This window comes from Microbacterium sp. MMO-10 (assembly GCF_037148715.1).
Taxonomy (GTDB): domain Bacteria; phylum Actinomycetota; class Actinomycetes; order Actinomycetales; family Microbacteriaceae; genus Microbacterium.
Window position 1 is genome coordinate 915,143 of the sequence record NZ_JBBCSV010000002.1, and the last position, 10,612, is coordinate 925,754.

At 69.9% G+C, this 10,612-nt stretch carries 11 protein-coding genes and 1 other annotated feature; of the genes, 8 read left to right on the top strand and 3 right to left on the bottom strand.

Annotated elements, in window-relative coordinates; translation table 11 throughout:
• Positions 1-50: 50 nt before the first annotated feature.
• Positions 51-932: a 30S ribosomal protein S2 gene (gene rpsB, locus WFJ17_RS08760; protein WP_336648168.1), complete on the bottom strand. Its 882-nt coding sequence runs from the start codon at positions 930-932 to the stop codon at positions 51-53.
• Between the two features lie 292 nt (positions 933-1,224).
• Here rpsB and WFJ17_RS08765 point away from each other — a divergent pair, with 292 nt between their 5' ends.
• The gene (locus WFJ17_RS08765) at positions 1,225-1,824 is read left to right on the top strand and encodes a murein hydrolase activator EnvC family protein (RefSeq protein WP_336648169.1); all 600 of its coding nucleotides are present in this window, start codon (positions 1,225-1,227) and stop codon (positions 1,822-1,824) included.
• Between the two features lie 57 nt (positions 1,825-1,881).
• On the opposite strand, the gene WFJ17_RS08770 is transcribed toward WFJ17_RS08765, so the two are convergent.
• Both WFJ17_RS08770 and dprA read right to left on the bottom strand, forming a co-directional pair.
• On the bottom strand, positions 1,882-2,784 hold the full coding sequence (locus WFJ17_RS08770) for a tyrosine recombinase XerC (RefSeq protein WP_336628371.1): 903 nt from the start codon (positions 2,782-2,784) through the stop codon (positions 1,882-1,884).
• 163 nt (positions 2,785-2,947) lie between these two features.
• Positions 2,948-3,745, bottom strand: coding sequence for a DNA-processing protein DprA (dprA, locus tag WFJ17_RS08775; protein ID WP_336648195.1), 798 nt, complete (start codon positions 3,743-3,745; stop codon positions 2,948-2,950).
• Between dprA and WFJ17_RS08780 the strand changes: the two genes are divergently transcribed.
• The 7 genes from WFJ17_RS08780 to WFJ17_RS08810 all read left to right on the top strand — a co-directional run.
• The gene (locus WFJ17_RS08780; RefSeq protein WP_336648170.1) at positions 3,704-4,960 is read left to right on the top strand and encodes a tyrosine-type recombinase/integrase; all 1,257 of its coding nucleotides are present in this window, start codon (positions 3,704-3,706) and stop codon (positions 4,958-4,960) included. The genes dprA and WFJ17_RS08780 overlap by 42 nt on opposite strands.
• The gene (locus tag WFJ17_RS08785) at positions 4,957-5,307 is read left to right on the top strand and encodes a helix-turn-helix domain-containing protein (protein ID WP_045248424.1); all 351 of its coding nucleotides are present in this window, start codon (positions 4,957-4,959) and stop codon (positions 5,305-5,307) included. The genes WFJ17_RS08780 and WFJ17_RS08785 overlap by 4 nt, the downstream gene beginning before the upstream one ends.
• Complete coding sequence (locus WFJ17_RS08790) at positions 5,300-7,849, top strand: hypothetical protein (RefSeq protein WP_336648171.1); 2,550 nt, start codon at positions 5,300-5,302, stop codon at positions 7,847-7,849. The genes WFJ17_RS08785 and WFJ17_RS08790 overlap by 8 nt, the downstream gene beginning before the upstream one ends.
• 33 nt (positions 7,850-7,882) lie before the next feature.
• On the top strand, positions 7,883-8,179 hold the full coding sequence (locus WFJ17_RS08795) for a hypothetical protein (RefSeq protein ID WP_048808862.1): 297 nt from the start codon (positions 7,883-7,885) through the stop codon (positions 8,177-8,179).
• A 99-nt stretch (positions 8,180-8,278) separates the two neighbouring features.
• Positions 8,279-9,019, top strand: coding sequence for a hypothetical protein (locus tag WFJ17_RS08800; RefSeq protein WP_045248426.1), 741 nt, complete (start codon positions 8,279-8,281; stop codon positions 9,017-9,019).
• Positions 9,020-9,507: 488 nt separating this feature from the next.
• Positions 9,508-9,822 carry a transposase gene (locus WFJ17_RS08805; RefSeq protein ID WP_336648172.1) on the top strand — a complete coding sequence of 105 codons (315 nt, stop codon included), beginning with the start codon at positions 9,508-9,510 and terminating at the stop codon, positions 9,820-9,822.
• Positions 9,778-9,883, top strand: a sequence feature (AL1L pseudoknot). It overlaps the preceding gene by 45 nt.
• On the top strand, positions 9,819-10,612 hold a 794-nt coding region (locus WFJ17_RS08810; protein WP_336648173.1), incomplete at its 3' end, for an IS3 family transposase. It overlaps the preceding feature by 65 nt. The genes WFJ17_RS08805 and WFJ17_RS08810, both read left to right, overlap by 4 nt.

Sequence of the window (10,612 nt, forward strand, 5' to 3'; positions counted from 1 at the left end):
GTGCGTGGTGGGTGCGGGTCGGAGGGCTCGCGCCCTCCGACGGACCGCGATTACTTGTCGGTCGACTCGGCGTCGGCGACCTCGGCCGCGGTCTCGCCCGCAGCGGCGGCGATCGCCTCGTCGTGCGCGGCTGCGCCGGCCTCGTCCGCGGCGGACTCGGTCGCGGCGACCTGCGCGTCAGCGCCCTCGAGGAGCTCCTGCTCCCACTCGGCGAGCGGCTCGGCGTCGCCGGCCTCGGGGTTGTGCTTGACCTGCAGGCCCTCGGCCGCGGCGTCGGCGATGATGCGGGTCAGCAGCGAGACCGAGCGGATCGCGTCGTCGTTGCCGGGGATCGGGTACTGGAAGTCGTCCGGGTCGGCGTTGGTGTCGAGGATGCCGATCACGGGGATGCCGAGCTTCTTGGCCTCGTCGATCGCGAGGTGCTCGCGCTTGGCGTCGACGACCCACAGAGCCGACGGGGTCTTGGTCAGGTTGCGGATTCCGCCGAGCGACTTGTGCAGCTTGTCGAGCTCGCGCTTCTTGAGCAGCAGCTCCTTCTTCGTGAAGCCCGAAGCGGCCGGGTTCTCGTAGTCGAGCTCCTCGAGCTCCTTCATGCGGGCGAGACGCTTCGCGATGGTGGAGAAGTTGGTGAGGAGGCCACCGAGCCAGCGCTGGTTCACGTAGGGCTGGCCGACGCGGGCCGCCTGCTCGGCGAGGATCTCCTGCGCCTGCTTCTTGGTGCCCACGAAGAGGATCGTGCCGCCGTGCGCGACGGTCTCCTTGACGAAGTCGTAGGCCTTGTCGATGTAGCCCAGCGACTGCTGCAGGTCGATGATGTGGATCCCGCTGCGCTCCGTGAGGATGAAGCGCTTCACCTTCGGGTTCCACCGGCGGGTCTGGTGTCCGAAGTGAACGCCGCTGTCGAGCAGCTGGCGGATGGTGACGACGGCCATGGTCGTACTCCTTGCTGATTGAGGTTGAGCTGCCGATCGGGTGATCGGCGATCCTGGTGCCCGGCGCACGCTCCGCTCTCCTGCGAGAGACCTGTGGAGTGTTCGCCACGTTGAACGCTGTGGGCACGCGTAGTCACCCCGACATACGGGATGCCCTGCAAGCATATCAGGATCGCCGGGTCGATCCGCGACGCCCTCGCCATCGTTCCGCACAGCCCAGCCGATCCCCCTGCTTCGCACCGGCGGCGCGCAAGCATGCCCGGTACAGCGACGGGCGGAGCAGGCTCGACGCATGTCCCGTCGCCGTCACCCCGCCCCCGCAGCGAACGCTCCGCGGCGCGCCCTCGCGGCCGTCGCGGTGCTGCTCGGCGCGCTCGCGCCGCCGCTCGCTCCGTACTCCCCGCCGTCCGCCGCCGCGTCCATCGGGGCGCGCGGGCATCCGTCCGCCGCGACGGACGGAGGGCCCGTGCTCCCGGACCAGGACTGGATGTGGCCGGTCGAGGGCGCCCGCTCCGTGATGGAGCCCTTCCATCCTCCCGCGCATGCCTACGGCCCGGGACATCGGGGCGTCGACATCGCCGCGTCCGGCGATCTGCGCGCACCGGCCGACGGAGTGGTCGCCTTCGTCGGCACCGTGGCGGACCGGGCGCTGCTGACGATCGATCACGGCAACGGCCTGATCACCACGTACGAGCCGGCCACCGCGATCCTCGCGCCCGGCGCCCCGGTGCGCCGCGGGGATCTCGTGGCGCGGGCGTCCTCGGGCGGGCATGCGCCAGCCGGCTCCCTGCACGTCGGCGTGCGCTGGAACGGCGTCTACGTCAATCCGATGCTGCTGTTCGGCGGCGTACCTCGCGCCGTGCTGCTGCCGTGCGGCGCGGACCGCTGCTGACCGCACCCGCCAGGGAAGAGGTCGAGCCGCCGATCACGCGCGCGGGTGCGCGAGTGATCACGCCCGCGGGTGCGCGAGCCGGTAGCTCGCGGCGAGCCGCTCCGCGGAGACGTGCGTGTAGATCTGGGTCGTGCCGAGGCTCGCGTGGCCGAGGATCTCCTGCACGGCGCGCAGATCGGCGCCGCCGTCGAGCAGATGCGTCGCGGCCGAATGGCGCAGCGCGTGCGGGCCGACGGTCTCGGCGCCGATCACCGGCGCCAGCACTCGGGCGACCAGCTCGTACACGGCGCGCGGGCCCAGCACTCCCCCGCGCGCGCCCCGGAAGAGGGCGGGACCGGGTCGGTCCGCTCGTGCGACCAGGGCGGGACGGGCCCGTCTCAGATACGACGCGACGGCATCGCGCGCGGGGGCGCCGAACGGGACCACCCGCTCCTTGTCCCCCTTGCCGATGACGCGTGCCGTGCCGCGGTCCAGATCCAGGTCGTCGACTGCGAGCCCGCAGAGCTCCGATACGCGCATGCCGGAACCGTAGAGCAGCTCGAGGATCGCGCTGTCGCGCAACCGGACGGGATCCCCGTCGAGCGCCGCGTCCCGCGCCTCGTCCAGAAGGACGCGCATGGCGTCGGCCGAGGCGACGGCCGGCAGAGTGCGCCCGCGCTTCGGCGTCACGAGTCGCAGCGCGGGGTCGACCGGCACGAAACCGGACTCGGCGGCCCAGGCGAAGAACGAGCGGACGGCCGCGGTGCGCCGGGCGAGCGTCGAACGCGCATCGCCGCGCTGCGTGGCACGCCAGAGCCAGTCCCGCAGCGCCTCCAGGTCGACCGCGACGAGGTCGGCATCGGCCGTGGCAGCGGCCAGATCGGCCAGATCCGACCGATAGGCGCGCACGGTCGCCGGGGAGAGCCGACGCACCTGCGTGAGGTGCGCGGTGAACGCCGCGGCGGCATCCGATACGCGCATGCCCCCAGCTTGCGCCCTCGCTCGGCGGAGCGCGGGAGCACGCGCGGAGTCCGACTCCCCCGGAACCTCGGCACCCGCACGTTCGAGGTCTTCGAGGAGGACGGGTCCCCGCCGGGTCTCTACGTGCTCGACCTCTACACGCCGGAGTCGCCCTCGAGTGCGGTCACCGGAGCACGCCGAGCCAGCCGTGCGCGCTCCTTCTCGCGCCGCCGTCGAGCTCCAGGATGCCGAGGAGCGCTTCGACCCGGTCCTCGCTCAGCCCGCTGCGCTGCGCGAGCTCGCTGCGACTGCGCGCCGCGCGGGCGTTGAGCGCGTCGGCGAGTCGGACCAGGTCCGGGTCCTCCTGCATGATCGGCGGCCCGGCCCGATCGACTCCGAGCAGTTCACGGACGTCGGCGACCGATGTGATGCACCGCGCGTCGTAATCCCGCAGCAGACGGTGGCACCCCGCGGAGGTCGTCGAGGTGATCGGTCCCGGCACCGCACCGAGCGGCCTGCCGAGCTCGGCGGCGTGGCCGGCCGTGTTCAGCGAGCCGCTCCGACCACCTGCCTCGACGACGACGGTCGCCCGGGCCAGCGCACTGATCACACGATTGCGCGCGAGGAACCGCCATTTCGTGGGTGCCGTGCCGCACGGCACCTCACTCACGAGCGCCCCGCTCGCGACGATCCGCTCGAACAGCTGAGCGTGGCCGCTCGGGTAGGGCCGATCCACCCCGCCGGCGAGTACCGCCGCCGTGCGACCGCCGGCTCGGAGCGCCGCGCGGTGCGCCGTGCCGTCGATGCCGTACGCACCGCCGGAGAACACGACGAATCCCTCCCCGGCGAGCTCGCCGGCGAGCCCGCCCGCGACATGCTCGCCGTAGCTCGATGAAGCACGAGCGCCCACGATCGCGACAAGCGCGCCCTTTTGCGTCTGATGCAGGTTCCTTCGGGGTTCCAGGTGTCGTTGATCGTACAGGGAGCCTCGTTGGTGCCATCTCCTGACTGGCGACGACTTGCGCTCGGTCCGTTGTTTCGCGTTAGATGCGTATTGTCTGCGTTTGATGGGAGTAAACGGGTGGTTTCAGGGATGACGGCGCATGGTGTTGCGGGGCTGTATCTGGCCTCGGGCGTGTCGTTGTTGCGTGCCGAGGAGTCCGTGTTCGAGGCGATGGTGACGGGTTGGCGGGCACAGCAGATGGGCGGGCGCGGTCTGCGCGAGGACTACGTGACCGGGACGGTGCGCGCGGTCCGGCAGTTCCATACGCACGCGGGCACGTGGCCGTGGTTGTGGTCGGCGGGCCTGTTCGATGATTGGATGATGGATCTGGTGTCGGTGCGGCAGTTGGCGCCGTCGACGATCCGCGGCTATCAGTTGGCGGTGCGGCAGTTCTGCGACTACCTCACCTCGGAGCACTACGGGTGGGTGGCAGAGTGCGAGCTGCGGTTCGGAACGCACCCGGTGCAGGTCTGCCACGACTGGAACACGACCCGGCATCTGCAGGACTACGAGGGCCGGCCGGGGCGGCGACCGTTGACGCGAGACGAGTTGCAGGCGCTGTTCGACCGCGCCGACGCGGAGGTCGAGCGGTGCCTGGAGAGTGGCCGCAAGGGCGCGTTGCCAGCGTATCGGGACGCGGTGCTGCTGCGAGTGGCGTATGCGTGGGGGTTGCGGGCGAACGAGGCGGTTCATCTGGATGTGACCGACTTCTACCGCAACGCGCACGCCCCGGAGTTCGGCGAGTTCGGGATGCTTCACGTCCGCCACGGAAAGTCGTCGCGGGGCGGCCCACCCAAGCGGCGATCAGTGGTGACGCTGCGGGACTGGGCGGTGGAGGCGGTGCAGGACTATCTGGAGAACGTCTGGCCGCTGATGCGGCCGGACGGTGAGCGGGCGCTGTGGTTCTCGGAGCGCGGCACCCGGCTGCGGACGAGGGAGCTGTCGGACCGGTTCGCCGCCTACCGGGACGACCTCGGGTTCGACCGGGTGCTGTCTCCGCACGCGCTGCGGCACAGCTACGTGACGCATCTGATCGAGGAGGGCGTGGATCCGGTGTTCGTGCAGCGGCAGGTCGGGCATCAGCACCAGTCCACGACGTCGATCTACACCGGGGTCAGCGGCGACTTCGCGAACAAGATGATGCGGGATGCGTTGGAGCGGCTGCGGCCGCAGGAGGAAGGAGCGGGCCGATGAAGGTGATCGGGTACGAGTGGCGGTTGCGGGAGGTGATGGCGGCGTCGGGGATCTTCGCGACGTCGAAGCTGGTGCCGTTGTTGCGTGAGCGCGGGATCGAGTTGTCGGCGAGCCAGATCTACCGGTTAGCGACGGAGAAGCCGGAACGGCTGAACATGCACGTGCTGGTCGCGCTGATGGACATCTTCGAGTGCAGCGCGGACGACCTGGTCCGCAAGGTCGACCTGGGCGCCTCGGCGGCGGCGACCGGCACCGACGGCGAGGACCGGTCCGCGGGCGGCGCGGCGACGTTGCGGGAGAAGGGCCTGCGTCCGCCGCGGGCGCGCGTGATCCCGACGGATGGGTGACGAGGTCCGCGACGTCCTGGTCGCGGTCATCGCCGAGGTCGAGACGACCGTCACGCGAGATGTCATCCGTCAGATCGTGAACCGCACGATCGTCCGGGAACCCGCAGGGCGGCGTCTGCTCGCACAGCTGACCAAGGATCCGGGGATGCTGGTGTCGGGGTCGACGCGGATCCCGCGATTGCTGGATCGCATCCTGCTCGATCTCGCCGACGCCGGCGGCAGCACGGTTCGCCCGCCGGGCTGCGCACGCTGCGGCCGGGTGGAGTTGCTGGTCTGCCGGGACGGTGAGGATCGGATCTGCGCGGCCTGCGGGCGGGCGCGCCTGGACGTGCTGATCGACTGCGTCGAATGCGAGCGGAGCGGGCAGCTGCGGCACGCGCAAGTGGGCGACCGGGCCTACTGCCGCTCCTGCTGGCGGGCGCTGCAGGACGTCGCCGACGAGCGCCTGGACAGGTTCGTCGCCGAGCGGATTCCCGGCGGGACTCTCTACATGATGCTGACCGCGACCGAGGGACTGAAGGCGGATCGCACGTTGCGACTCGCGCTGGAATGCGAGCTGTTCGGCGCCGACTGGATCGCCGACCCGCCGGCATCGTCGGTCCTGTTTGCCACGTTCTACGAGCGGCTGCGTGAGCTCGGCGCCCAGCTGCCAGCCCTGACCTGCGGGCACTGCGGCCGGGTCCGGAAGCTCCCGGACCGACTCGAGGGGCGGATCTGCTGCGGCGCCTGCTACAAAGCCGCGCACCGGGCGGTCTGCGACGGATGCGGCAACACGGCCCATTTGGAGCTACGCCGCCCCAACGGTGACAGGCTCTGCCAGGCCTGCACGAACCAGCTGCCCGAATCCTCCGCGGAGTGCATCGGCTGCGGGAACCACCGGCTGATCGCGGTGCGCACTTCGGACGGGCCGATGTGTTCCGGCTGCCGGACCGCGCCCGGCACCGATGTCTGCACGGTGTGCGGCACCTCGGGTCCGTGTCGGTTCCCCGGCACCGAGAAGGCGATCTGCCTGACCTGCTACGCCGCCGCCCGGGTGGACATCTGTCACCGCTGCGGGCGAGAGCGGGAATGCCGGTTCGCGGGCACACCCAAGGCGATCTGCACGCCTTGCGCGCTCCCCCGCAAACCGTGCTCGGTCTGCGCCCGGGTGGTGCTCCCGATCCGGCACACCCCGGACGGGGAGCCGCTCTGCTGGAACTGCGCCCCGCACATCGTGGAGGCATGCATCGGCTGCGGCCGCGAAGCGCGGGTCAGCGCACGCACTGACCAGGGGCCGCTCTGCCAGCGTTGCGCCCGGACCAGCCCGCTGATGTTCCGCGATTGCCGTCGCTGCGGGACTCACGGACGGCTGCACCACCGCCGCTGGTGTGATCGCTGCTACGCCGACGACAAGATCCGCGAACTGCTCCCGGACGATGTCGTGGCAGCCGATCCGATGCTCGCGACACTGCGCGAGCGGTTCCTGGCCGCGGACGAGCGACGCACCCTGGACGCCTTCCGCCGCAACACGACGGTCGCGATCCTGCGGGAGGCCGTCTCCGGCACGGAGCCGCTGAGCCACGCGCTGCTGGACCGGCTGGGCACGCCTGGGTCGACTGCCCCCGTCCGGGCGCTGCTGGCCGAGTATGGCTTGCTCCCTGCGCGGGACGAGCAGTTGGTCCGGTTCGAGACCTGGTGCCAGGACCGGTCGGCGCAGATCCTCGACCCGGACCATCGCCGCCTGTTCGACCGATTCGTCCGCTGGCGTCATCTTCGGCAGCTGCGCGAGCAGGACCGCCAGACCGGGCGGCGGCAATCAGACGGGCGACGGCAGGAACTGACCCAGGTCCTCGGCCTGCTGGGCTGGCTCACCGCACGCTCGGAATCGCTGACGATGCTCGACCAGGCGCGGCTGGATCTCTGGCTGCTCGAGGGCCCAAGGCTTCGCCGACGCGTCGCGGCGTTCCTGGAGTGGGCCGCCCGCGACGGCACCTGCCCCCGCCTGCGCGTCCCTTCCCTGACCAGCACCCCCAACACGCCGACCGGCGCCAGCGTCGACGAACGCTGGGAACTGCTGGGCAGGGTGCTCAGCGCGCACGACGACGACCCCCGCACCCGACTCGCGGGCGCACTGCTGCTGCTGTTCGGGATCCCGGTGGCCCGGCTGCATCTGCTGCGCGTGACCGACATCACCTCCACCGACACGGTCACGATCCGTCTCGGCGCGGACCCGCTGGAGCTCCCCGACGCGATCGGGCAGCTCGCGATCACCGCCCGTGAGCACCGCGACGCGCCACGCCTGCTCACCGACGCCGGAGAATCCGATTGGCTGTTCCCGGGCCAGCATCACGGCGCTCCGCTCTCCCGCGACGCGCTCACCGACCGGCTGGCCAGGTTCGGCATCCGTGCCCGCCATGCCCGCGCCGGCGCGCTGGCCTCCCTCGCCCAGGAGCTGCCCGCCCCGGTGATCGCACGACTGACCGGCCTTCACGTGACCGCGGCCACCCGCTGGGCCGAAGCCGTCGTAGCCAGCAACGCCCGCTACAGCGCGCTCACACGCTGATCGGCGGCCACGGCAGACTCGACAGCATGAACGATGAGCTTCCCCCGCAGATCCGGACGATCGCCGACCGCATCGCGGACGGCTGGGCGGACACCATCGACATCGGCCCGGGATGGTTCGACCTTCTCGGCCCGGCTGGACCAACAGCTCGCCGAGATCTCGCCCGGCTACGTCATCGAGCAATGCAAGACGAAGTTCGGCACCCTCCGCTACTACGCGCGCCCCGAAGACGCCGACCACATCGACGCGGCCCGGTTCTCGGACATCATCCGGGATGCCGAGGACGAAAGCGCGACCGTCTGCGAGGACTGCGGCCAGCCCGCCCAGTAGGTCACGAGCCGCGGGTGGGTCTGGACCCTCTGCACCGCGCACGCACAGCAGCGGACGAACCCCTCCGAGATGTCGGCTGGCTGATCCATCATGGATGACATGACCGATCTGGACGCGCTCGTCCCGCCCCACGAACCCGCCGAGGACACGCTCGCCTTCGCCGGCAAGGCCGCGCTCTCGCTGGTTCCCGTCGTCGGCCCCCTCGCCGCCGAGACGCTCGCGCACGCGCTGGAGACGAGGCAGGCCGAGCGACAGCACGAGTTCAACGTCGCGATCGCGCAGGCACTCACCGACGCGATCTCGCGGCTGGATGAGGCTGCGACGATCGAGGACATCGTCGGGTCGGACGAGTTCATCGCCGCGGTCACCCGGGCGCAACGCGCCGCGGCCGAGACCGCCAGCCACCACAAGCGACAGCGTCTGGCCGCCGCGGTCGCCAACGGCGGGTCCTGGGCGCCGTTCTCGGCCAGTGAGCGTGAGCAGTTCACCCGGCTGGTCGACGAGTTCGACGAGCTGCACGTCTGGCTGCTGCACTACTTCGCCGACCCCACCGGCTGGCTGCAGTCCCGAGACCTCTACGCCCAGCACGCGAACCTCATGATGGGCGGCATCGACGGGCCGCTGGGCACCGCTCTCGGCGTCCCGCAGAATGTCTGGCGCGGACCCGTCGGTCAGGCCGCCTCGGACCTAGACCGGACAGGGCTTGCCTCGATTCCGCTGACCACGATGATGACCCCGCAGGGCGTGTTCGCACCGCGCACGTCCGAGAAGGGGCGACGATTCCTCGCGTTCATCAATGAACCCGACTCTCTGTCCGCGAATCCGCCGGCGTCCCTATGATTCCGATCGACCCCGTCGACATCGACGGCTTGCCACCCGGCCGGAACTGCCCGGCTTGCGGTGAGCCGCTCGAGCCTGGTCACATCGACGACTCGCTGCAGTTGGTCTGGCTCTGCCCCTCCCACGGCGTTGTCGACCGCACCATCGACCCGCTTCGAGGCCTGTGACAGTCACACGCAAGGATGTCTAGTTGCCTCACGACGCCGAGAATGTCTTGACTAGCGACTCGAGGTCTTCGTGAGGGAGCGCGCGTAGGGCCTGGCCGCTGCCGAGCTCCCACATCGAGAAGCCGTCCTTGCCGTCGGGCGTGCCGTGACGCATGGTCAGTTTCGTGGCACTTGATTCACCCGCAGCAGTTACACACGGTCGGTGAATCGGGTCTCGACTAGAATTGAGTCCAATGACTCGATGACTGTTGGAACAATTACTGTTTCGCCGAGTGAATCGGCCTGACTTTCGTTCCGTTCTTCAAGTAAGGATGGAACACGATGAACAGGAAGTATTCGCCGGAGATGCGTGAGCGGGCGTTGCGGATGCTCGCGGAGACGCGGCCGTCGCACCCCACGATGATGAGTGCCGTGCGGCATGTGGCCGGGCTGCTGGGGATGAGTCCGGAGACGTTGCGGCTATGGCAGCGCCGCTACGAGGTCGACGCCGGGGTGATGCCCGGCGTCACGACTGAGGCCGCGGCGGAGATCAAACGGTTGCAGAAGGAGGTCTCGGAGTTGCGCAAAGCGAACGAGATCCTCAAGGCTGCGAGCATCTTTTTCGCGAAGGAGCTCGACCACCCCTCGACGAGATGATCCAGTTCATCAACGAACACCGGGATCGTTTCGGGGTCGAGCTCATCTGCCAGGTCCTCCGACCGGCAGTGAGAGGATTCCTCACCTCACGCGGCTATCGCGCCGCGGTGAGCAGGACGCCGTCCGCACGGCAGTTGCGTGACGACCTGCTCGTGCCCGAAGTCCGCCGTCTGCACGCGGAGAACTACGGCGTCTACGGGCGCCGGAAGATGCATGCGCTGATGCGACGCCAGGGCTGGGACATCGGGCGGGATCAGACCGAGCGACTCATGCGAGAAGCTGGCGTTCGAGGGGTGCGCAAGTCCAAGCGAGTGTTCACGACGAAGTCCGATCCCGCCCTGCAACGGCCAACCGATCTCGTCAATCGCCGGTTCACCGCCGATGGACCGCGCCAGCTCTGGGTCTGCGACGTGACCTATGTCGCCACCTGGTCCGGATTCGCCTACGTCGCGTTCGTCACCGACGTCTACTCACGTCGCATCGTCGGCTGGAACGTCGCCGCCACGCTCCGTGCCGAGATCCTGCCGATGCAGGCGCTCGATATGGCCGCGTGGGACGCCGGCGACGATCTCACCGGACTGACGCACCACTCGGACCACGGGTCGAACTACATGGCGATGGTCTACACCGACCGGATCGTCGAACTCGGCGCCGTCCCCTCGACCGGAACGGTCGGCGACTCCCTCTTAACCGGCTATTCCATCCTGGATCCCTTGCGGCGACACGCCGAGCGGGGCGAGGTGCGTGATGTTCTTGGGTTGCGGGTGCAACATGTGTCGCATGACGGACA

What these genes read in the sequence shown, in the direction of transcription:
- WFJ17_RS08780 (WP_336648170.1), top strand. Translation starts at nt 3,704, where the DNA reads ATGCAGGTTCCTTCGGGGTTCCAGGTGTCGTTGATCGTACAGGGAGCC.
- WFJ17_RS08770 (WP_336628371.1), bottom strand. Translation starts at nt 2,784, where the DNA reads ATGCGCGTATCGGATGCCGCCGCGGCGTTCACCGCGCACCTCACGCAG.
- WFJ17_RS08790 (WP_336648171.1), top strand. Translation starts at nt 5,300, where the DNA reads ATGGGTGACGAGGTCCGCGACGTCCTGGTCGCGGTCATCGCCGAGGTC.
- WFJ17_RS08785 (WP_045248424.1), top strand. Translation starts at nt 4,957, where the DNA reads ATGAAGGTGATCGGGTACGAGTGGCGGTTGCGGGAGGTGATGGCGGCG.
- rpsB (WP_336648168.1), bottom strand. Translation starts at nt 932, where the DNA reads ATGGCCGTCGTCACCATCCGCCAGCTGCTCGACAGCGGCGTTCACTTC.
- WFJ17_RS08800 (WP_045248426.1), top strand. Translation starts at nt 8,279, where the DNA reads ATGACCGATCTGGACGCGCTCGTCCCGCCCCACGAACCCGCCGAGGAC.
- WFJ17_RS08795 (WP_048808862.1), top strand. Translation starts at nt 7,883, where the DNA reads ATGAGCTTCCCCCGCAGATCCGGACGATCGCCGACCGCATCGCGGACG.
- WFJ17_RS08765 (WP_336648169.1), top strand. Translation starts at nt 1,225, where the DNA reads ATGTCCCGTCGCCGTCACCCCGCCCCCGCAGCGAACGCTCCGCGGCGC.
- WFJ17_RS08805 (WP_336648172.1), top strand. Translation starts at nt 9,508, where the DNA reads ATGAACAGGAAGTATTCGCCGGAGATGCGTGAGCGGGCGTTGCGGATG.